This is a genomic window from Streptomyces sp. NPDC046303 (assembly GCF_055588085.1).
The window spans coordinates 264,256-284,917 of record NZ_JBVJFA010000006.1 but is presented as its reverse complement, the minus strand read 5'-3'; the positions used below and the strand labels follow the sequence as shown (position 1 = coordinate 284,917).

The following is a 20,662-nucleotide window of genomic DNA, read 5'->3' as shown; positions in this document are numbered from 1 at the left end:
TTTTTCCCACACATGACCCTTTTCAGCTCTCACATGGGGCAAACGAACCGCCTCCGCTACGCTCGGCGGGGCTGGGCTTCGCCCAGCCAGGGCCGGCCCTTCGGGCCGTGATCCTCCGCTTCGCTTCGGACTGGTCCGGGTTCCGCTTCGCGGACCCAGACCTCCCGTGCGTAGCACGGGAGGTGACCTCGTTTCACGAGGTCCGGGCCTGCGGCCCGTTGGGCGGGTCCGCTCGCTCCCCGCCCTGGTCCTTCCGGCCCCGCCTCCAGGACCGAAGGCCCGCTTCGCGGGCCTGGCTGGCAGCAGGGTGGACGGGGCTGATGTGCGCGGCCAGCAGCGCCCTGTCAGGGTGCGAAGTACCAGCAGTACAGAGGCTGACGAAGGCCCTCTGCCCCGCGGGCCAGACCTGCCAACTCTGTCAGGATCTCGACCGCTGTCTCGGCTGACACACCCTCGTCCTTGACCGCGGCAAGCTCAGCCCATGCACCCGCAACCTCAACGAGGCGGCCGCTGCTCGCCCGCACCAGAGCGGAGCACAGCCCGGAAGACAGCTGGAACACCGTGAAGCCGTCATTCTTCATCGGCACCACATCACGCGAGCCTGCAGCCACGCCCCCTGCCAGCAGGACCTCCCAGTCCGCCACCGCATCATCGGGAAAGAAATCCGAGCACGCGAACGAGGGAAATCCATGACGGCGCTGCCGCGGCCCGACCTGAGCAGCCACCTCATCATCCGGTGCCACGAAGAACTCGACAGTGATAGGCATGACCCGATCATGCCAGCCCCCACTCCGCAGGGGTGATTCATTCTGATGTCCAGATTGAAACTGGCCTAGGGGGTATGCCGCGCTGAGGCTCAGCTCGCAGAGTGGTGTCGTGGATCAGTGATGGATCAGTGAAACTGCGCAACGCTCAACCAACCTGCAGTCGCTCGTTGTTGAGATCCGCAGCCCCCCGTCCGACAAGAACGTCATCGCTTGTCACCGCCAAAGCCGCAACGACCTGTCACCATCACGGCCACACGTCGGCCACGTCACCAGGGCGAAAGGCGCTCCAGGACAGTGACAGCAGACCGCATCCGCTGACTATGAGCGCAGGTGGCGAAGCTCGCGCAGTCCATAGTCCGGCGGCAGCCATCCCTTCTTCCGCCTCTCGATGGTCTTCCGGGTATGAGGAGGCGGGTAGGGGCAGCCCTGCATCAAATCGGGTTCAGCTCCGGCCAACGAGAGCCGGTAGTGAGCGGTGTACACGGGCCAGATGGTCTTCTCTGGCTCCTTCGCTCTCGGCATCTTCCCACGCCGGCCCCGACGTGGCTTGGGGTGCGGCGGCTGGGGCGGGCGGAGCTTACAGCTCTCGGCGAAGGCGGTCAGGGACGGTAGTCCCTCGCCCCCGCACATGAGGAGTCACCACGAAACGCGGACGCGGCAAAGGACTTGTACGGCCCTCGAAACGAGCCGCCGCCACCCAACGGCGCACCGTACGGACCGAAACCCCGAGCGCCGACGCCACCAAACGCACATGCGCCGACGTCAACCCACCCCGGGCATCCAACGCCATCAAACGGACAACCGCGCCCTCACGACCCACCCCAGACGGCAGAACCCCACCGACCCCCGCGTCGTCCTCCGGCAGCACAGCCACCGCACACCACCACCCCGGCCCGACCCCGGCCAACAAAACGGCTCATCCCAATGACACCGCCAGAAAACGGGCTACAGACCTAAAAGCCGCGAACGCAAGACAACAGCCGGTGGCCTGCGGTATACCGTCTTGGTCGACGCCGACGGTGAGCCCCACTCGTACGGCTCGTTGGCCCGCCAGGCGCCCGCGCACAGGTACCGGGACCCGCTTGTGGTCCCCCTCCCAACACGCATTCCGCTGCGTCCGCGGGCGCTTGCCGTACACGTCATAACGGCGCGGGAGCAGCAGCGCACTCCGCCGCATCCGCTTAGGGCGTCCTGGAGCCGTATCCAGCTGGCGGCCAGACGGGGTCGCCGCCCCACGTGTCCTCAGCGGTCAGCGTGAGGACCAGCCGCCCGTCCACCACGGCTGCGGCCACGTCCTCATCGTCGACGGCGGCCTCGGCGAAATCAGCGGGTGCGACGCGGTCGAGCAGGAAGACGAAGTGGAGGGCGAAGGGCGAGCCGTACGAGTGGGGCTCACCGTCGGCGTCGACCATGAAGTTGGCCCGCCAGGCGCCCGCGCACAGGGTCCACACGAGATCACCGAGGAACTCCGCGCCCATCAGTGGGTCCGCGCCGTCGATCAGCACTGCAACGTCTTGCTTACCGTGCCCAGGCCCGTGCCAGTCGCCGAGGCAGTCCACCATGGCGTCCCAGTTGTGTCCGAAGTAGCCGGGGAACCCCAGTTCACGGGCGAACGCCCGGTACAGACAGCCCTCCTCGTGCAACTCCTCGCCGTCCAGGCGCAGAACGATCCCACCCTGGGCCCGCAACTCGGCCTCGGCCCCGGACACCCAAGGGTCGGCGGAGGAGGTAAAGGTGACCCACGGCGATCGGCGTTCGGTGAGGGTAGGAAGGAAGCTGCTCATGCGCCATGCTCGCACCCCGCCCGTCCGGGACGCATCCCGGATAACACGCGCGACCTGCGCGGTTACAGCGAAGTCGGGAAGCCACCACTGACCCGGGCCCGGACGCCCGCCAAACCCCATAGCCACCGCAACCGGCTGACCAGCAACACACACGCCGATGACACCGAACACCACGCATCAAAATGTCACCACCAAGAGAAAACCCACCCCTGAGCAGCGAAAACAACGACAACCCGAAATGACAACTACCGCTGCGACTCAGCGACAATCACCCGCGGTGTCGCAATCGAGGCACAGGCCTTCGCCGAAGGCCTCGACCGCGTCGCCAGCCGGCTGCACGCCGTCGACCCCATCCGGCACCCCGCCAGGGTGTGGTCGGGGTGGCTGCGCGGGGAGCACGAGGCCGAGCACCGGGCCGCCGTCCTCGCCGACTTCGGCCGCCGCGCCGGACGCGCCGTGCTCGCCAACTGCCGGGTCCTGGGCGAAGGCGTCGACATCCGGGCCGTCGACTCCGTGGCCCTGATCGACCCCAAGGGATCCGCCGTCGACATCGTCCAGGCCATCGGCCGGGCCCTTCGCCAAAAGCCGGGAGAAGGGAAAATGACCACCCTGATCGTTCCCGTATTCCTGCGGGAGGACGAGAAACCCGAGGACATTCTCACCTCGAAATCATATGGCCCCCTTATTCGGGTACTGAATGGGCTCAGGGCACACGATGAGCGTGCCGTGGAAATACTTGCAATTCCCCAGGAAAACCAGAAACGCATCGTGCAGCCGTCGCCTCTGGTCGGTAAGCCGCCCGCCGAGGGCGAGGAGGAGGACCGGCTGCTGCTCCGGTTCGCGGCCCCCCGGGACCCCGCGCCGATCGCGAAGTGGATCAGCTACCAGGTCTTCAACGCCGAACGCCAGGACTGGCGCCGAGGCGTCGAGGCCGCGTTCCGGTACCCCGAGCGCGAGGGCCACCTCCAGGTCCCCTACGACCACACCGAAGGCCTGTACCCGCTCGGGCGGTGGCTCTCCGACCAGCGCAGGACGTTCCGCGCCGGGGCCATGACCGGGGAGCGGGCGGACGAGCTCGAGGAACTCGGGATCGTGTGGGACACCGCCGACGCCGCCTTCGAGACCAACCTCGCCGCCGCGCGGGCCTACTTCACGCTGCACGGCACCCTCGCCGCCCCACGGGGCGCTGCCATCCTCGACATCCAGATCGGGCAGTGGCTCACCAACATCCGCCGGCCGGGCGGACTCGGGAAGGACCCAGTGCGCGCCGCACGGCGGGCGGAGGCCCTGGCCGCGATCGACGAGGACTGGAACCCCGCGACGCTGGGATGGACGGTGGACTGGCAGCGACACTACGCCTACCTCACCCAGCTCCTGGGCGAAGGAGCCAGCCTGCGGGCCATCTCCCCCGGGGTAACCCGGCACGGCGAGGACATCGGCCGATGGCTCGCCACCCAACGCCGCGACTGGGCACAGCTGAACGCCGAGCAGCAGGCCCGGCTCGGCAAGCTCGGCGTCACCCCGGCGCCCGTACGGGCCCGCAAAACGCCTGTGAAGACCAGCGCGACCACCACGTCCGGGCGGGGCGCGGAAGCCTTCCACAAGGGCGTCCAGGCCCTTCAGCAGTACATCGAGCGGGAGGGCGGCGGCGCTCCGGGGCGGGCCCATGTCGAGCGGCTCCCGGACGGGAGCGAGCACCGGACCGGGGTGTGGCTGGCCAACCAGCGCCAGCGGCGTGCCCGGCTCGACGCCGCGCAGCTCGAAGCCCTCGCCGGGCTCGCGGTGGACTGGGCCGCCTCGTGATTCGGCCCGGTCGCCGTCGGCGGCCGGGAGCGGGGGCGTGGGTTCGGATGCTGTGTACGGTCCCGGATGCGGGCGCTCTCGCCTGTTCCAGAAGACTGGAACAGGGGCGCCGTCGGCGGGGCTGACGGGAGCTGCGGTCAGGCGCCGGGCCCGGCGCCCGCCTCGCGGGCGGCATGGCGCCGCACTTCCTCCGAGGGCGCCACCAGCGGCCCGGCCGGAGGCGGTGCGGGCTGCGGCCGGTACACCGCTCCCCGGAACAAGGTGGCCACGGCGGCCAGTCCGCCCAGAATCGTCAGGACGAAGTCCGCCTGCACCATGCCCAGGCTCCCGGCCCGCCAGGCGGCCGACAGCAGAGCGGCGGCGAGCAGGAGGCCCTGCACGGCGATCCGGTCCCTGCCGGACAGCGCCCACCAGAGCCCCTTCGCCCGGTCCGCCCACGCCCGCATACCCCGCCACCGGCGCCCGCTTCCGCCGCCGGGCGCGGGGGTGCCCGCCGTCACCGGCCCCGCCCCCGCGCCGAGGTCCTGGTCTGGGAGGCCTGTTGCCGGTGTACGGGCACGGCCGGCTCCGAGGGCGCGGCCTGTCCGGGCGCGGGCCCCGACGTGGTAGTGGAGCGGGACCGGGCTGCCGTCGCCGACACCCGCGGGCCGTCCCCGACGGGCGTACCGGGCGGGGTGGTCAGGGCACGCAGGGTGGAGCCGACCAGGCGCCCGGCGAGCTCGCCGGGAGGGCCCAGATGCCAGTCCGTGTTCTCCGTCAGCCCCGCCCACATCCGGCTACGCAGGCCCTGCTCGCCCTCCGGGCCGCGCGCGATGTTCGCCATGCGCGCCGCGAGGAGGGGCCACTGCTGTGCGTTGACCAGCAGCCCCGACTCCCGCTCCGAACCGACGCAGTCCTTCACGATCGACACCAGCCGGCTGTTCGCCGCCTCGCTCACACCGAGCTGTGCCAGGGCCGTCGCCCGGTCGGACAGGTTCAGGTCGTTGGGGACCTGAAGGCCTTCGGTCAGCGGCCCCCCACGCACGCCGCGCGTCCTCGCTCACCCCCACCACCTCCGGCGCGGGCTCCGGCGCGGGCTCCGGCGCAGGATCCGGCGCGGGCTCCGGCGCAGGATCCGGCTGGGCCGGTGTGGGCGGTGCTGCGGAGGGGTCCGGGCCGGAAGCGGGGCGGGCGGCGGGAACCGCCGCGGCGCCCGGAGCGGACCCGGCCGCCTGCGTGCCGCCCTGCTGCGTCAGGAGGGCGGCCACCGCCCGGTCGACGCCGACGCCCTGTCCGTGCGCGGCGGTCAGGAACCCCGCGACGTCAACACCTTGCTGGTCGAGGAGGGCCATCTTGCGGCCATGTCCGGCCAGGCCGGGGAGGCGAGGATCGCGTCGCGGACCATGCCCTCGGGCATCGTCGCCTTGAGCAGGCCCGCCCACCGATCGGTGCCCTCCGCGCTGATGCGCTTCTGGTTGGCCTCCACCGCCTGGTAGACGGTCTTGGCGACCTGGCCGAGCTGCGGCAGGAACGTGCTCAGGTCGACGCCGGCTCTCTGCAGCAGGACCATCTGCCCGGCCATGGCAGGCCAGTCCGCCCCCGACATCAGGTCGGCCAGCACCCCGCCGTCGAGCAGCGGGCGCAGCGCATCGGCGGCCCAGCCCGGCGCGAGTTTCTCCTCGCCCTCGGCGAGTTCCTCCTCCTTGCCCGAGCGCAGTTTCTGGGCGGCGCGGCGCACGGCGTCGGAGATGGTCAGCATCAGCCGGAAGGCCGCCGCAGAGGTCTGGACAGCCTCCGCCAGGGCTTCGGCGAACGGATCAGGGGCGGGCGGGACGGCTTCGGGAGTGGTCAACGGCGGGCTCCTCACGAGAGGGTCAGCGGGACTTGCCCGTGCCCGGCTTCGACGGGCCGGACGTACGGGGCGGCATACCGGTAACGGCGCCGGGCACCGCCGGGCCACGGCGCCACGGTCCGCGACGTCCTCGCGGTGCGCGCCGGACCCATACGGGATGGCGGTGCGCCGGCCGCGGCGGCGGCCTCGCGCAGCAGGCGTCCGGCGTCGGCCGCCGCTTTCGCCTGCGCGCGGTGGGCCTGCGCCTCGTGCCACAGGCGGGAGGCCTCCACCGCCTCCACGAGCGCCACCAGGAGGGTCAGGACCACGGCCGCGCCGCCGCCCCTCGCCACGCGCGGAGCCCGCTCCAGAGCGCGCGCCGACGCCCGCCATCCCGCGCGGGCCCGGCCCGTGAGGAAGCGTGTCCCCGGGGCCCGGCCGGCTTGCTCGAAGGCGTCGGCCGCCGCCGTCAGCCGTGTCCGCACCACCGCCGGGGCGTGCGCGGCGCAGGCCGCCAGGAGGTCGCCGAGCGCGGCCACATCGCCCGCGCCCTCAGCCCGCCCCGAGCGGGCCAGGGCGGCGGCAGCTTCGCGCACCAGGCGCTCCGCCACCGTCCAGTCCGCCGGACCGGCCACCGGCTCGAAGCGCTCCCGTACGCGGGGCAGGGACAAGTCGTAGGCCAGGGAGCCGCCGGAGAACCACACCGGCCTCGACCCGGCATCCGCGCGGTCCCCCGGAAGCGCGACCGCGTACCCGACCAGGGCGCCATCGTCGTCGCGCCGCTCCCGTACGCGAAGGCCTGCGTCGCGCAGCCGGTCCAGGAAATCGGCGTCGTTCCCGGCGAGCGCGGCCGCGGTACGGACGGTGCGCTGAAGAGACTGCCGAGCGGTCTCCAGCAAGCCGCGCCGGTCCGCCTTCGCCATCTCCCCCGTCGACGGCCGGCGCACCGCCGTGCGGTCCTGCGGCGACATCGGGGTCAGCCCCCAGCGGGCCTCAAACCGCCGCGCGACGGCGTGCATCGCGAGGATGTCCCCGCGCAGCCGGGGCTGGCGGCCATCGACCCGGGCCAGGGTCGCCACGAGATGGATGTGGTCCGGGGCATGGCGGACCGCGATCCACCGGCAGGCCTGTTCATCGCCGAACCGGGCGATGCCCGCGGCATCCACCATCGCCGCCGCGACCTGCGCCCATTCCGCGTCCGTCAGGATCCGGTCGCCGGGCGCGTTGCGGACCGAGACGTGCCACACGTGCTTGGCCGGACGAGCGCCGCGCAGCGCCTGAACCGGAGCGTCCAACAGGTCCGCCAGCTCCCCCAGCAGCATCTGCTCCGGGTGGCGCGCCGGGCACGGCAGATGAGGATCCCAGGCGGTCACCAGGTGCGGGTCGGTGTGCTCGTCGCGCTTGCCCGGACCGAACAAGTACTCCAACAGGTCGTACGTGTCGTCGCCCATGTCCGGCTTCTTCGGCATCACGACCTGGTACGCCTCTCCCTCATCACCGCCACCGTCGCCGCGTCCATCCGTGCCACCGCCGCACGCACCTCACCGAGGGCCTCCTCGAGCCCCACCCCGGCGGTACGCCGAGAGCGTCGAGGCGGACCGCAATCTCCCGCAGGCCCGCGCGCGCCTGAACGAGCTCACGCAGCACGTCGGCACGGTCCGCGGAGACGGGCGCCAGGACGTGCTGCGCGACCGCCATCACCGCCTGGCCCGCCCACCCCCCGGCCGACATCCCCTCCCGGTCAGCAGCAGCACGAACGACCGCCAACTCGCTCGGCGTGAAGGCCACGCCCACCCGCTCTGAGCGCCGCACACCCGCCTCCCGCTCACGCCGGCGGCCACCCTCACCAGGCATCCCGTAAACACCCCTTTCAACCCACACCGGCACACCGGAAAAGGGCCCCATGGCCCGGACGAAAACAAGATCAGTCAGCGCGTAATGTTCCATTCCGCACTAACTGGCTGCCAATTTCTAATGCCTGAAAAATCCTCCCAGCACGCCGCACGACACCTCCGCGGAACCACCCCCACGACAGCCCACAACCACCCCAACCAGCGACCCCCAACCCGCCGCGCCGCACGACCGTACGGACACCCCAACCCCCACCCGACCGCCCCGACTGCCCCGGCCACCCGGCGGAGCCCGCCGCCCAGCCCACCCACAACCCCGCCCACCCCCAACACACCACCACCCCGCACACCCACCCCACCAACCACCCACCCCACACGAAGCGACGACCACCCCCTGCTTGAACCGGCTTGTAGGGGGTCTCGAAACGCGTCACGCCGGCACGCCAGACCCGGCGGCGGCGAACGACCATGAGGCCCACATACACATCTGTTCGGGTGGGACACGTCTCTGGTCTGGCAGCACCCGAGCGGAGGCTCGCGGTCGCGCAGCAGACTACTTTCAGCAGGTGCAGCAGCAGCTTAAGATCGCTTGCCGGACGACATGGGAACGCTGACGCGCTCAGTCTCCCGAGGTGAGGAGAGAGCCGTGCAAGTGATCATCCAGCCCCACGGTGAGCCCGTGCAGGCAGGACCTGAAGCCCTCGTCCTGGAGTCCGACAACTGGAACGATTGGGGCTACTACACCAGCTTCACCCTCTGGTACCGAAGCCGCTCGTCCGTGCAGGACCTGGGCTTCGTGAAGGTGGCGGTACGCGACCAGGCCCGCGGCCCCAGCCCGCTCCGGCCAGGTGAGTACAACTACGAGCCGGGCTACCTCTTTTCTCTCGGCCAGAGCGACGTCTATTACGACAACATCAGGAAGCTCGGGTTCAGCACGCGAGAGGACATCTTCAAGACCCTCGGAGACATCGCGCGCGACGACGACAGGTTCAGAGTTGTTCTGGACTTCGATGTGACGCAAAAATCGCTGCTGCGGGATGTGGCGGAGCAGACGGTCCGGGTGCAGTTCAGACGGATCGCGTACGGCGGTGTCCGGCGGAGTGAGTACCGCTTCAGCTACCTGGGCCCCGGCGACGATCCCGCCGACGCCCTCCGCTTCGACGTGGATCCCGAGACCCATCCCTCAAGTAACGTTCATGTCCTCGTCGGGCCCAACGGGGTAGGTAAAACGCACCTGCTCCGCCGCCTGGCGCAGGCACTCGTACGCCCTGATCCGGAGCAGCACGGGCGGGTGATGATGGAACCCACTTCCGCCGCACCGGTCGGTGAACAGTTCGTCAACGTCGTGTCCGTGACCTTCAGCGCGTTCGACCCATTCACCGACGTAACCCCCCTCGCTCGACCCGGCGCCGATCTCGCGCCGGGAGGGGTTGGATATGCCTACGTCGGACTGCGCAACGCTCCCCTCCCTGGGCAGGGGGACAAGGCCCAGCCTGGAGTCCCAACCCACGCGATCCAGCGCGACCGGCTGCAGGAGGACTTCACCAACGCCTTCGAACGCATGAGGCGTCACGAGGGGCTGGTCCGGTGGGTCAACGCAATACGAACGCTCAGCCGCGACCCTCAGTTCGCTCAATGCGCCATCGCCGTGTACGCCAGCAGGCCCGAGGCACCCTTTGAATCCAGGCTCGGCAGGAAGGTGCTGGATCAGCTGATCGAGGACTTCGCGCAGCTGAGTTCAGGGCACGCGATCGTGGTTCTCGCCATGACAGAACTCGTGGGCCGCGTGGTCGAGCAGTCACTGGTGCTCGTGGACGAACCCGAGACGCATCTGCACCCTCCGCTCCTTGCCTCGTTTGTGCAGGCCCTGAGCAACCTGATGACCGAACTCAACGGCGTAGCCATCCTGGCCACACACTCGCCGGTGGTCCTCCAGAGCGTGCCGCGGTCGTGCGTTTACAAGCTGATCCGCGAAGGGGAAGTGCATCGTGCTGAGCGGCCCGAGATCGAGACGTACGGCGAGAACGTAGGCGTGCTCACCCACGAGGTCTTCGGGCTCGAAGTGATGCGTTCCGGGTTCTACGAGGAGGTCGCCCGCGCCGCAGCCTTCTTCGACACCTACGCCGAGGTCATGGACCACTTCGGTGGTCAGCTTGGTGGCGAGGCCAGGGGTATTGTCCGGATCCGGCTCGCGGAAAAGACGGACGGTCTGCGCTGATGTGGCATCTGCCCAGGCCGTTCCACAGCGCGGCACACAGCTACGCGGCCGTCGTCGCCACCACCCGATCCGTCGAACGCCGCAAGCTTCTGCTTGAGGCGATCCCCACGGTTCGGAAGGCCGGCCACGAGCTCCGCCGCGCAGCCGTTGAGAGCACTCTGCACGACCTCGACGAGAAGGACTTCGCCGTCCCCGGAATCGACGGGGACACCTTCGTCGAGTGGGCGTACGACAACGGCATGTCGGCGAAGAAGGGGAAGCGTATCCGCGATGAGCTGATGGCCGCCCCGCGGAACAAACGGTGTCCGCTGTGCAGTCAGGGCACCGTCTACGAGCTCGACCACTTCGTGCCGAAGAGCCTCTACCCCGCCCTGTGCGTCGACCCGCTCAATCTGGTCCCGGCATGTGAGCGCTGCAACAAGCTCAAAGGCAGCATGCAGCCGCGGAGCGCCAAGGACACCCTCCTGCACCCCTACCTCGACCGGATATCCCATGAGCGGTGGCTGGACGCACGCACGGTCCACGAGCCCGACTCCGTGCGACTGGAGTTCTTCGTCAGTCCCCCGGACACCTGGGACACCACCCTCACTAGGCGAGTCGAGAACCACTTCGGGCTGCTCCAGCTCGGCCAGCGCTACGCCCCTGTCGCCAACAATTTGATCTACGGCATGGAAGCTCGGTGGGATGAGCTGCGCCGGCGCGGCGGATCCATGCTTCGCAACCACCTCCTGGAGGACGCGACGAGCTGGTTCAGGAAGGATCCCAACAGCGTCGAAGGGGTCACCTGCGCGACGCTGGCCGACGATGAGGTCTTCTGCCGTACCGGGTCATAGAACGGGCCAGAATGCAGACTACGGGGAGCTGAAGATCAGCCCCCGCCCTGCTTTGCTGCGGCCTGGATCGCTGCCAGCCACCCGGACATGAAGTCCTCGGCCGAGTCCAGTTCTCCGGGACGGCGGAAGACGCCCTCGATGTGCTCGGCCATGACCTCGTTGAGCTGCTCGCTGAGGTGGTCGAAGTAGGGGTCCAGGCACAGGATCAGGATGTTCGCCGCCTCAACCTTGGTGAAGCTCTGGACTGCCGCGATCACAATTTCGCCCAGGCCCAGCTCGTCGATTTTGGCATGGATGGCTTGCTGGCCAGGGGTGTCCGGGAGCAGCAGGCCGTGCATCAGGTACACGCTGCCGCAGAAGCACAGGATGCGGGCGACTTCGCGTGCGCGAGCCAGTCTCTCGGGGCTGACGGCTTCGGCCTCGGCCACCGCGTCACGCAGTCGTGCCTCTCGCAGGAGATGGTCCAGTGTTCCGTCGCGCTCAGCATGCTCAAAGGCAGCAACCAGGGTCTCGGAGTCGAGCCACGGGAACAGGCCGGAGCTGGTCATCGCCTCCGCGAAGCTCTCCCCGCTTACCTCTCCCGGTGGCAGCCCGACCAGGGCGATGAGGTTGACCATGCTGCGCTGGCCACCGCGTGGTGGTGGCTGAATGTCCTGACCGCTCTCGAGGAGCGCTTCACGCATCCTGCCCGGATGACCGAACATGCCGGGCGAGCGCGCCAGGAACTTGTCGGCATCTGCGTAAAGGTCGTCCGTGTCGATGTCGTCACGCGCTCGTCGGGCCTGCGCGATCAGGCGTTGGACGGGGCTCCCACGCAATGCCCAGACGAGTGCGTCACGCACAGCCTCGAAGGGCGGTTCCGGGACCGGCTGACGAGAGTGCACTGTTGGCACGCCGGCTCGCATGTACCAGGCGAGGACTGTGGCCCGTAGGTCCTTGCCCTGCCCGCTGCTGCGTGACAGGACATCGGCGATCTCCACGGTGCGTGGGTCCAGGACGGATGTCGAGCCCCGCCCTCGACCAAGTGCGCTGCGAGCGTGCCGCGGCAGCAGGGAGGCTCCCCGCCAGCGTTCCAGCTGCGCCAGTGATACCGCCAGGCCGCGGTCATGGAGGAGCCCAAGCAGCTCTCGATCCGCTGGGGATGGGCCAGTGCGTGTCACGTCCGCACTTTAGAACCCCGCGAAGTGCCATGGAGCGGTGAATTCGAAGTCTGACTCAATGGGGGCGGCAGTTGGAAGGGCCCGACGTCATGGGCGTCTTCTGGTCATGTGTACACGACGTCCCGCCGATCGGGCTGCGGTGCTCGGCTGCCCCGGGCAGTCGGCAGAAAGGGAAGAGAACTCACCGACATGCTGAACGATGTGATCACCGGCTCGATCGCGGAGCTCCTGGGGGGCCTCGCCGTGGTCCTGGCCCTCTGCCTCGCCACACGGGCCCGTCGTAGCACCCGGCACACGACCGCTCGGGGCGAGGACGGGGCAGCAACGAGACCCGCCCGTACGTACACCTTGATCGGTACGCGGGCCCCGGACGGCCACGCAGTCCAGATCGCCAGCAGCCGCCCTGGTGGAACCGTCATCACCTAGCAGGAGCTGCCCAGTGGCCGCCGAAAGCGGTTCGAGCTGACCCACGCGGTCCTTTCCGACGGCACATACGCCGCGGAACCTCTCGACGGGTACCGCTGAACCGAGCCGCGGGCGCGCCCGTGGTTGCGGCACTCAATGGGGTGGACCTGCCAGGTATGCGAAACCGGTCGGCCGCCGCACGAGTTCCCCGGTCATGAGTGAGGAGAGCGTGATCACGATCGAGATCCGCGGCCACGAGAAGGCCGCTGTTCAAGCCGCGCAACAGGTCTCAGACTTGTTCCTGTCCAGCGGTCCGTGCCGGCTGCAGCGTACGCCCGGTGAGGACGAGGTGCGGGTGTCGGTGTACGTGGACGTCAGCAGGAGCTCTGATCGCCCCTGACTCGCGGGACGCGGGCGCGCTGCACTGAGCCACCGGTGCCGCCACAACCCCGCCCAGGCCGTCCGACCCCGGCACAGTGGGCCGGAGCTGTAAAGATGCTGTTAATCAGCGTCTAACTCGTGGGCCCCGCCCTCCAACACCCCGCCGACCGGCGCACCACCTGGCAGAAACCCTTCGGACGACGATAGCCGGATGGCCAGGTCCCGGCCCGATGCGCCGCAGGGACGGGGAGGGCCGCCTACCGCTCACGGGCGGGGCGGCCCCGGGATGCCGTCAGCCGCTATCAGCCGGCAGGCACGTAGGCCAGGGTGGTGTTCGGGCAGCCCGACGCGATGCGCAGCAGGGCTTCCCGCTCGGCGGGGTCGACAGATAGCCCCCACCGCTTCTTCGTAGCCACCCATTCGCCGATGTACCGGCAGTGCACGGCCTCGATCGGCATCCACTCGGCCGGGTCCTTGTCGGCTTTCTGCCTGTTGGAGCGGGCGGAGACAGCGACGAGGGTGATGTCTGTGTCGATGTCGTTGGCGTACCGGCGGCGCCGCTCGGTCGTCCATCCGTAGCCGCCACTGTCGTGTACCTCGGCTAGTGGGACAAGATGATCAACATCAAGTCCCGCCGGGCCGCTGACGAACGTGTCGTCGTAGTAGGAGTACCAGCGGCCCCCCGACAGGGTGCAGCTCGCTCCCACGGTCGGGGCGTCGATCGCCTCGCGAGCAGCACGTCGGCCCTCGCCGAGCAGCCGTTCTTGCAGAGTAAGCCCGGGACGCGGTGGCAGGGTTGCCCCTGCTCCGTCTCCCCGGGCTTCTCGCCGAACCCGCCGTGCGCCTCTCGGCGCAACGGGCTCTCCACGACACCTGCCATCAGGCGGGTTGCGTCCATGGGTTGGGGACCTTGCTGCCGCGATGGCGGTACCGCACGATCGGGATATCCGCGATCCTTCGCAGCTTGACCTCGCCCGCCGTGATCGGCTGCCACTCCCCGGAGGGCGTGATCAGCCGCCGTCGGACGTCTCCGAAACTCCAGTCGTGCCGTGATCGCAGCATCCGTACGACTCTCCACCAGGTGAACGCATCCACCATGGCGAAGACCCGTTTCGCGATCGCGTACTTGAAGTACTGAGCCCATCCGTGTCTGATCAGGTTGAGCCTGGTCAGCACGTGCTCCATGTCGTGCTGCGACAGCCTGTGGGTCAGGGTACGAACCTTCATCTTGACCGAGCGCACGGCGCGCCGGGAGATGTCGGTGTAGACGTGCCACTTGTTCGTCCCTCGCTTGCGGCGCCACTGGATGCGGAACCCCAAGAAGTCGAACCCCTCGCTCAAGTGGACGATCCGGGTCTTGGCTGGTGACAGCCGCAACCCGATCCGCGCCAGAACCTGTGCGATCTCGTCGCGCAACGCCGTGGTGTCCTGCTCGGTCCCATGGACCATGACCGCGAAATCGTCCGCGTAGCGGACGATTCGCCATCTCGGCAGTCCATCGCGGCGCCGGTTGCGCCTCAGCCGGTCGGTGGACAACACCCCGCCGTCTTCCCATGCCCCGTGCAGGTGCTCGTCTAGCACTGACAGAGCGATGTTGGCCAGCAGAGGGGACAGGATGCCCGCTTGCGGTGTCCCGGTCAGGGTGTCCCGTTGCTCGCCGAGTTCCGTCAGGATCCCGGCTTTCAGGAACGCCTTCACCAAGCCCAGGACCTTCTTGTCCTTGATCCTTCTCCTGACCCGATCCATCAGTGCGGCGTGGTCGATCTCGTCGAAGCACGCCTCGATGTCCGCGTCCAGCACCCAGCGGTAGCCCTTGGTGCCAAAGGAGTGGATCTCGGCAATCGCGTCCTGCGCCCGCCGCATCGGCCGGAACCCGTACGAGACCGGCTTGAAGCCGGCCTCGAAGACGGGCTCCAGCACCAGCTTCAGCGCAGCTTGGACAACCCGGTCCGCTACGGTCGGAATCCCCAGCCGCCGCACCTTGCCTGACCCGCCCGGCTTGGGAATTTGCTTCTCCCGCACCGGAAGGGCTCTGAACGCCCCCGACTTGAGCCGGGCGCGAAGGTCGTCCAGAAACCGAAGAACCCCGATCTGCTCTTCCACGTCGGCGACCGTCAGATCGTCGATGCCGGCAGTACGAGCCCCCTGGTTCCCCGCGACCCGGTCGAACGCTTTCGTCAGCGTCGCCGGGTCGTGCACGAGGTTGAACAGGTCGTCGAACCGGCGGCCAGGATCGGCCGCCGCCCAACGGTGAAGTTTGGCCTGCATCTCCGATACCCGCTGCCGGGGCCCCAACGGAGCCTCGTCTGGCAGTGCACCGTCATTCGACGGTGCGTCTTTCGGCATTGCAGCCTCCTCCCCTCTCGATATCGCTGCCGCCCTTCCCCATGTGCCGGGCTCTCCCCGGCTCGGAGTACTACGGCGGCTCCGCCCCACCAGGCCATTCGGCGGTCGATGCGCCTATCCCCTCCAGCACGGCTGGCAGCCGCAGGTCAGGGAACCGCACCTGGTGGTTCCCGTGTTCACTGTGATTCGCTCGATGGAGTAGGAGCCCGGCTATGTCCCCGCGGCATCGCCATGAGTACGCCGCAGACATTCCTCATGGCCTCCGGGTCAGCGACAACAGACCTCCCCAGGAGTTCCGACCACCCTTGTAGGTGATCGTGCGCACCGCATCCGGCCCATATCCGCCAGGTTGGAGCCGGTGGAAGAGTGAAGGACGTAACGACGCCGGTTCCTCGCGTACTCCTCTCCATCACGCTCGTCGGACCCACGTCATCTGGCAGTGCTGACGCGTCCCGTCTTTGTCAGGGCTGCTCCCGTCCTCCCCGGCATCACCCGGATCAGACTGCCCTCAGCTTCACCGTCCTGCTGCGACAGGATCGGTGGCGAAGGTCTCTCACCCTCGCTCGAATCACAGCGCCTCACGGCGCAAGTCGTCGTCCTTCCAGTGCGGGTACAACTCCCGCTTGTACCCGTCGCGGATCTCCTCCGCGATCGGCAGAGAGGTGATCGCCTCCGTGAGTGTGTACTCGTCTGCGTGAGCCGTCGTCGGGGCGAGGACGGCGAAGGCCAGGGCGGCCGCGGCGAGGCCGCGGGCAAGATTCTTGATCACCACCTGGTGATAGCGCGCCCGGCCACGCCCTCTCGCCCCTGTCGCACGATGCCTCACTCCGCTGGGCGAGCGGATTCACCGCAAAACCGATCATGCACAAGGACATGCACCCCGCCGCTCCGGCAGTCGGCGGGTCCGGCCGGGGTCGGTGCACGAGGTCAGGGGTGGAGGTAGCTGTTGAGGTAGCTGCGCGCCGCGGCCTCGCTCGTGCCGAGCGCGACCGCCACCTGCTCGATCGGTACCTCCCCGGCGGCGAGCTCATACGCCGCGTCCTGCCCGGCCTGGGCGATGACGTACCGCAGATCGGCGAGTGCCTTGAGCGCCACCAGAGGCTCCTCGGCGGCCAGGCCGTCGAGCCGGCGCACGAGTTCCGTGAGGAGACCGGTGAGTTCCGTAGGGAGTGGGACAGCCGCGTCCCGGATGACCGACAGGTGGGCGTCGTAGTCCTTGACCGGCCCCGACAAGTCGACGTCCGACTCATAGAGGGGCTTGTCGTCCGGGAGGGTGGTCCAGTCGAGCGGGTACTCGGCCATGCCCCGCCAGCCGCAGGAACAACTGCCCCGCAAGACCGCGGCCCGGGGCCGGCCGAACCGGCCGTCGTAGACATGCCACTCCGTCGACGACGGCACGTCCGAACCGCTGCCCACGTCGAAATAGACCCGCCCCGGCTCGCTGCCATCAGCAAGCAGCACCCCCACCGACCCCGTATGCGCGGCCCCCAACGCCTCCAGCACCCTGTCCACCACAACCCCACCCGCCCGCCATCCCCGGCCGGCCGCGCGGCCGGCCCTACGACGTCCAGGCTGCCCGGACCAGACCTCGGACGCACAGGGATCCACCGAAAGCGGTACGGACGGATTCGGTCGAAGCTGGCCAGCTAACGCGAGACAAGGCCCGCTGACAGTGCGCTGTGCTGCTGACTTACCCCGCCGCCGCCCACGCTTGTGTCTGCTGGAAACACTCTGCACGCTGGCACCGGGGGCGTCCCGACGTGTAGTTCCCGGGACGGGACTTACTGATCGTTTCAGAATGGGTTGGGCTGGGCTTCTTGCGCTTGGCGATGAACCTGGTGTGCAGCATCTGCCTGGCGGCGGTGTTCGGGGTGTCCAGTCCTCTCTCGTTCCTGCCTGTGGGCTCCGGCGCGCACTTGTGCTGGCTCACGGCGCCGGTGGTGCTTGCCACGGCCCTCCGGATCCAGCACCGCGCGCTCGTCCGGTAACCGACCGTCTGGACGGTGTCGGCCGGCGGGCACGGCTCTGCGGCGCTCGCAAGGCGCACCCTTCCGGTCAACCAGGGACAATGGCGGGGAACGCACACTTCCTAGTCAGAAAGTCCGGCATGAACGACTCCGCCTTCAACATTCGCGAATGGGGCGAGGAGATGGCACCGCTGGCCGTCGCATTCGCCGACGGCTTCGAGGAGGTGCATTCGTATTCGCCGGGCGAGTACAGGGTGGAGACTGTCACGGCGCAGGACGGCGCCCGGGCCGTCGCGCTGCTCGCCGGGGAAGGCGTCACCGGTGCGCTCCTGGAGTATTACGCGACACTCGGCGCCGTCGAGCTACCGGACTTGCACATCGGCATCTGGATCGCCGACGCCGAGCGGGTCGCCGAGGGCATCCTCTCCGACGCCCTCATGCCAGTGACTGGAGCGGTCGACGACACGGTGACGGTGTTCGCCACCGACGGCGGCGGGAACCTGTATGCGGTCAGCCCCTCCACCGGATCCGTCTGCCACCTCATCGGCGGGGCCTGGGACGGCACCAGCCTCGACGTGAGCGAGACCGGCTACCGCGTCGTCGCCCCTGACCTGTGGGCCTTCCTCGACCAACTCCGCCAGAACCTCCGGCGGGCCCTCGCAGAACGGCCGGCCCTGAAGGCAAAGGTGACGTGCTGCGACAACAGCGAAAGCCATGTCGTCAGCGACGCCTGGTCACCGGAGTACCTCCGCTGAGAGCTCCGCCGGCCGCACCGGTCGAATCAGAGGGACTTTCGAAGGCGCCGGAGGCAGATGATGCCTCAGGCGAGGTGGAGCAGGCCCTGGTGAAGGTCGGCGTGTTGGCAGGCGGTTGAACTGGTGGAGCCAGGCGAAGGCGCGCTCCGCGACCCAGCGCACTTTGCCGCGGCCGGAGCCGTGGGCGTGGCCGCGTCGGGCGATCATCGGCTTGAGCCGCGCTTCCAGAGTAGGCGGCGGTACTTGTCGAAGTCGTCGCCCCGGTCGGCGTACAGGCGCCGGGGCCTTTGCCGCGGGTGTCCTCGCAGTCCGCGGATTGGCGGTATCGGGTCCAGCAGGGGCAGCAGCTGGGTGATGTCATGGCGGTTGCCGCCGGTGAGCGTCACGGCGAGCGGAGTGCCGCAACGGTCCACGATCACATGGTGCTTGGAGCCGGGGCGGGCGCGGTCGACGGGCGAGGGGCCGACATGATTGCCCCCTTTGAGGGCCCGGACGTACGAGCCGTCCACGGCACAGTCGTCCAAGTCCAGCAGGTCCGCGCGGCGCAGTTCGGTCAGCAGCGCGGTATGCAGGCGGGGCCGGACGCCGGCCTCGGTCCAGTCCCGCAGCCGGCGCCAGGCCGTCACGCCGGAGCAGCCCACGGCCTGCGCGGGGACATCGCGCCAGGCGACACCGGTCCGCAGCACGTAGACGATGCCAGCCAGGGCCGCCCGGTCCGGAACTCGCAGCCGCCCGGGGTGGCGGTGATGCCGTCGCGGAGCGGGCGGCAGCAATGGAGCCACCCGCTCCCACAGACCATCCGGAACAAGATCAACACGCACCCGGACAGCCTGCCGACCAAGATCGCCAAGAGCAAGAAGCCCAGCCCAACCCATTCTGAAACGATCACTTATGCGATCAAGCCGATCACTGCGGTGACGAGGTTGGCGATCGGGCCGCCGACGTTGCCGACGACGTCGGCTGTCTTCTGAAGCGAATCGCCGAAGACCTGGAGCACGTTCCTGCGCGGTGTGCCGGAGAGAGCTTCCTCTTGGAAGGCGGTGAGGTCCCTGCTCACTTGCTCGGCCTCTGCAGCGGGCAGCCTGCTGGTCGTTAGTGCGACGGCTTCTGTGAGCTGCTTCAGCAATGTTTTGGCTTCGTCGGGTAGGTTCGAGCTGTCTATCCGGTTGAAACTGCTGGTCACGATGTTTCCGCTGCCGATGACGCCGTGGATGTCACCGCCTGCGTGTGTGTGGAACTCGTTCACGGTCCCGCCTCTCCCTGCCATCACGATCCGGTCCGCGATAAAGACCGGCTGAGAACCGCCAAACGCGAGATTGTCGCTGTCCCAGCGGCCCCACCAACCGGTGACGTTGTCGATGTGAGCCAGCTCGTTCGCCCGCTTCTCGCTCAGCATGTGCATTACGGTCCGCCATTCGTCCGCGGTCACGAGCTGCTCCGCCTCGTATGCGGCAGCCAGGAGCGGATCCTGGTCGAATCCGTACTTCCGCGGGCTGGACAGCAAGTCGAGTCCTCGGTTCAGGGACCGCGCCACCGCCTCGGTGTTCCTGTCGTCCTGCGCCGATCTGGTGAGGAAGCGGAGTACGAGTCGCACACACTCGTACTCCGTGTGGAGACGGAGCAGGTGGATCCGGAGCCGGCGCAGGGCGTCCTTGTCCGGACTCGAGACCGTCCGTTCGAGCAGCCAGACGCCGACCAGCGTTCCGCGAAAGCTCACCCAGCAGTGCGCCAGGTGCACCCCGATGTCCTGCTGCAGGTCCACGACCTTGGCGTCCGGAGGCCGCTCGGCCTCCTTGGACGTGTAGTCGGCCAGCAACAGCGGCCGGCCGGGCTGGAGCCAGGAACGGTCGACTGCGGGGGCGGCGGTGGGGCATCTGGTGGTCGCCCGGAGAATGTGCGCCGTGAGCGGCTTTCCGGCCTGTCCGAGATGACAGGCGCTCCGTCGGTCACCGTCACCGCAGGACGTAATGGCGATGGGAATATCGAGCCAGTTGATCAGGAGTGCGACGAAGTCCTGGCCGGCCAGTCTCGCCCGCCCCTGTCTTCCTGATCTTCCGCCCGCGACGGCCAGCTCGAACCGGGTGCTGACGAACCCGTCTGTGATCAGCCGCCGGTAGGCGCACGCGAAACCCGATGTGCGCTCATCCCCGGGCAGGAGGGGGAATGCCGAGAAACTCGGAGGGAAGCGGAACACGCTCGCGGCGTCGCAGAAGACACCCTCACCGATCCAGGGGACCAAGCCGCCCAGCTTCCGGCGGCGTACCGGTCCGGTCGACCTGACGAACTCGCCCGACTGCGCCAGCGGCCAGCACGGAACGTCGAGTCGGCGGGTCTCCTGGGCCAGGAGAGGGCGCAGGTCGGCGATCGGGAATTGTGTTGCCAGGAACACCCGCGATCACCTCATGTGAAGGTCGCTGGGCTTCCTTCGTTGCCGAACGCGGAAGGAAGCCCGCCTGCGGCGTCCTATCGGATTTCAACCCACCCGTGTCCTCCGCACGGTGCTCGCCTGCTTGAGCTTAGAAGGCTCAGCCGCTGAGCTAAGAACGCTTTCGGCCGGAGAGCGTAACCATCCCCCTGAGGGAG

General features: G+C 68.8%; 18 protein-coding genes and 1 pseudogene. 6 read left to right on the top strand and 13 right to left on the bottom strand.

Features of this window, described 5'->3' with window-relative positions:
• Nucleotides 1-344: 344 nt before the first annotated feature.
• Entirely contained in the window at nucleotides 345-767 is a 423-nt protein-coding gene (locus tag ACZ6I1_RS09480) for a hypothetical protein (RefSeq protein ID WP_469284955.1), read from the bottom strand.
• 1,181 nt (nucleotides 768-1,948) lie between these two features.
• A complete protein-coding gene (locus ACZ6I1_RS09475; RefSeq protein ID WP_469284953.1) occupies nucleotides 1,949-2,551 on the bottom strand; it encodes a barstar family protein in 603 nt (200 codons plus the stop codon).
• Nucleotides 2,552-2,920: 369 nt separating this feature from the next.
• Here ACZ6I1_RS09475 and ACZ6I1_RS09470 point away from each other — a divergent pair, with 369 nt between their 5' ends.
• On the top strand, nucleotides 2,921-4,354 hold the full coding sequence (locus ACZ6I1_RS09470) for a helicase associated domain-containing protein (RefSeq protein ID WP_469284951.1): 1,434 nt from the start codon (nucleotides 2,921-2,923) through the stop codon (nucleotides 4,352-4,354).
• 137 nt (nucleotides 4,355-4,491) lie between these two features.
• On the opposite strand, the gene ACZ6I1_RS09465 is transcribed toward ACZ6I1_RS09470, so the two are convergent.
• The 4 genes from ACZ6I1_RS09465 to ACZ6I1_RS09450 all read right to left on the bottom strand — a co-directional run bounded on the left by ACZ6I1_RS09465 (nucleotide 4,492) and on the right by ACZ6I1_RS09450 (nucleotide 7,633).
• Nucleotides 4,492-4,800 carry a hypothetical protein gene (locus tag ACZ6I1_RS09465; protein ID WP_469284949.1) on the bottom strand — a complete coding sequence of 103 codons (309 nt, stop codon included), beginning with the start codon at nucleotides 4,798-4,800 and terminating at the stop codon, nucleotides 4,492-4,494.
• Between the two features lie 50 nt (nucleotides 4,801-4,850).
• Nucleotides 4,851-5,378, bottom strand: coding sequence for a hypothetical protein (locus tag ACZ6I1_RS09460; RefSeq protein ID WP_469284947.1), 528 nt, complete (start codon nucleotides 5,376-5,378; stop codon nucleotides 4,851-4,853).
• 261 nt (nucleotides 5,379-5,639) lie between these two features.
• The gene (locus tag ACZ6I1_RS09455) at nucleotides 5,640-6,185 is read right to left on the bottom strand and encodes a hypothetical protein (RefSeq protein WP_469284945.1); all 546 of its coding nucleotides are present in this window, start codon (nucleotides 6,183-6,185) and stop codon (nucleotides 5,640-5,642) included.
• An 11-nt stretch (nucleotides 6,186-6,196) separates the two neighbouring features.
• On the bottom strand, nucleotides 6,197-7,633 hold the full coding sequence (locus tag ACZ6I1_RS09450) for a mobilization protein (protein ID WP_469284943.1): 1,437 nt from the start codon (nucleotides 7,631-7,633) through the stop codon (nucleotides 6,197-6,199).
• A 1,027-nt stretch (nucleotides 7,634-8,660) separates the two neighbouring features.
• Between ACZ6I1_RS09450 and ACZ6I1_RS09445 the strand changes: the two genes are divergently transcribed.
• Both ACZ6I1_RS09445 and ACZ6I1_RS09440 read left to right on the top strand, forming a co-directional pair.
• Nucleotides 8,661-10,232 carry an AAA family ATPase gene (locus tag ACZ6I1_RS09445; protein WP_469284941.1) on the top strand — a complete coding sequence of 524 codons (1,572 nt, stop codon included), beginning with the start codon at nucleotides 8,661-8,663 and terminating at the stop codon, nucleotides 10,230-10,232.
• A complete protein-coding gene (locus tag ACZ6I1_RS09440; protein WP_469284938.1) occupies nucleotides 10,232-11,065 on the top strand; it encodes an HNH endonuclease in 834 nt (277 codons plus the stop codon). Before ACZ6I1_RS09445 ends, ACZ6I1_RS09440 begins: the two co-directional genes overlap by 1 nt.
• 35 nt (nucleotides 11,066-11,100) lie before the next feature.
• On the opposite strand, the gene ACZ6I1_RS09435 is transcribed toward ACZ6I1_RS09440, so the two are convergent.
• Nucleotides 11,101-12,045: a hypothetical protein gene (locus ACZ6I1_RS09435; RefSeq protein WP_469284935.1), complete on the bottom strand. Its 945-nt coding sequence runs from the start codon at nucleotides 12,043-12,045 to the stop codon at nucleotides 11,101-11,103.
• Nucleotides 12,046-12,414: 369 nt separating this feature from the next.
• On the opposite strand from ACZ6I1_RS09435, the gene ACZ6I1_RS09430 reads away from it, so the two are divergent.
• Both ACZ6I1_RS09430 and ACZ6I1_RS09425 read left to right on the top strand, forming a co-directional pair.
• Nucleotides 12,415-12,651: a hypothetical protein gene (locus tag ACZ6I1_RS09430; RefSeq protein WP_469284933.1), complete on the top strand. Its 237-nt coding sequence runs from the start codon at nucleotides 12,415-12,417 to the stop codon at nucleotides 12,649-12,651.
• Nucleotides 12,652-12,859: 208 nt separating this feature from the next.
• Complete coding sequence (locus ACZ6I1_RS09425; RefSeq protein WP_469284931.1) at nucleotides 12,860-13,030, top strand: DUF6207 family protein; 171 nt, start codon at nucleotides 12,860-12,862, stop codon at nucleotides 13,028-13,030.
• Between the two features lie 283 nt (nucleotides 13,031-13,313).
• Here the strand turns inward: ACZ6I1_RS09425 and ACZ6I1_RS09420 are convergent, their stop codons facing one another.
• The 4 genes from ACZ6I1_RS09420 to ACZ6I1_RS09405 all read right to left on the bottom strand — a co-directional run bounded on the left by ACZ6I1_RS09420 (nucleotide 13,314) and on the right by ACZ6I1_RS09405 (nucleotide 16,818).
• Entirely contained in the window at nucleotides 13,314-13,718 is a 405-nt protein-coding gene (locus tag ACZ6I1_RS09420; protein ID WP_469284929.1) for an HNH endonuclease family protein, read from the bottom strand.
• 172 nt (nucleotides 13,719-13,890) lie between these two features.
• A complete protein-coding gene (gene ltrA / locus ACZ6I1_RS09415; RefSeq protein ID WP_469284927.1) occupies nucleotides 13,891-15,357 on the bottom strand; it encodes a group II intron reverse transcriptase/maturase in 1,467 nt (488 codons plus the stop codon).
• 568 nt (nucleotides 15,358-15,925) lie between these two features.
• The gene (locus ACZ6I1_RS09410) at nucleotides 15,926-16,126 is read right to left on the bottom strand and encodes a hypothetical protein (RefSeq protein WP_469284925.1); all 201 of its coding nucleotides are present in this window, start codon (nucleotides 16,124-16,126) and stop codon (nucleotides 15,926-15,928) included.
• Between the two features lie 158 nt (nucleotides 16,127-16,284).
• Nucleotides 16,285-16,818 carry a hypothetical protein gene (locus ACZ6I1_RS09405; RefSeq protein ID WP_469284923.1) on the bottom strand — a complete coding sequence of 178 codons (534 nt, stop codon included), beginning with the start codon at nucleotides 16,816-16,818 and terminating at the stop codon, nucleotides 16,285-16,287.
• Nucleotides 16,819-17,464: 646 nt separating this feature from the next.
• On the opposite strand from ACZ6I1_RS09405, the gene ACZ6I1_RS09400 reads away from it, so the two are divergent.
• Complete coding sequence (locus ACZ6I1_RS09400; protein ID WP_469284921.1) at nucleotides 17,465-18,079, top strand: SMI1/KNR4 family protein; 615 nt, start codon at nucleotides 17,465-17,467, stop codon at nucleotides 18,077-18,079.
• A 65-nt stretch (nucleotides 18,080-18,144) separates the two neighbouring features.
• Here ACZ6I1_RS09400 and ACZ6I1_RS09395 read toward each other — a convergent pair.
• Both ACZ6I1_RS09395 and ACZ6I1_RS09390 read right to left on the bottom strand, forming a co-directional pair.
• A pseudogene (locus ACZ6I1_RS09395) lies at nucleotides 18,145-18,900 on the bottom strand (IS5 family transposase).
• A gap of 68 nt (nucleotides 18,901-18,968) precedes the next feature.
• Complete coding sequence (locus ACZ6I1_RS09390) at nucleotides 18,969-20,468, bottom strand: hypothetical protein (protein WP_469284919.1); 1,500 nt, start codon at nucleotides 20,466-20,468, stop codon at nucleotides 18,969-18,971.
• Between the last annotated feature and the right edge of the window lie 194 nt (nucleotides 20,469-20,662).

What these genes read in the sequence shown, in the direction of transcription:
- ACZ6I1_RS09480 (WP_469284955.1), bottom strand. Translation starts at nt 767, where the DNA reads ATGCCTATCACTGTCGAGTTCTTCGTGGCACCGGATGATGAGGTGGCT.
- ACZ6I1_RS09430 (WP_469284933.1), top strand. Translation starts at nt 12,415, where the DNA reads ATGCTGAACGATGTGATCACCGGCTCGATCGCGGAGCTCCTGGGGGGC.
- ACZ6I1_RS09465 (WP_469284949.1), bottom strand. Translation starts at nt 4,800, where the DNA reads ATGCGGGCGTGGGCGGACCGGGCGAAGGGGCTCTGGTGGGCGCTGTCC.
- ACZ6I1_RS09475 (WP_469284953.1), bottom strand. Translation starts at nt 2,551, where the DNA reads ATGAGCAGCTTCCTTCCTACCCTCACCGAACGCCGATCGCCGTGGGTC.
- ACZ6I1_RS09400 (WP_469284921.1), top strand. Translation starts at nt 17,465, where the DNA reads ATGAACGACTCCGCCTTCAACATTCGCGAATGGGGCGAGGAGATGGCA.
- ACZ6I1_RS09450 (WP_469284943.1), bottom strand. Translation starts at nt 7,633, where the DNA reads ATGCCGAAGAAGCCGGACATGGGCGACGACACGTACGACCTGTTGGAG.
- ltrA (WP_469284927.1), bottom strand. Translation starts at nt 15,357, where the DNA reads ATGCCGAAAGACGCACCGTCGAATGACGGTGCACTGCCAGACGAGGCT.
- ACZ6I1_RS09440 (WP_469284938.1), top strand. Translation starts at nt 10,232, where the DNA reads ATGTGGCATCTGCCCAGGCCGTTCCACAGCGCGGCACACAGCTACGCG.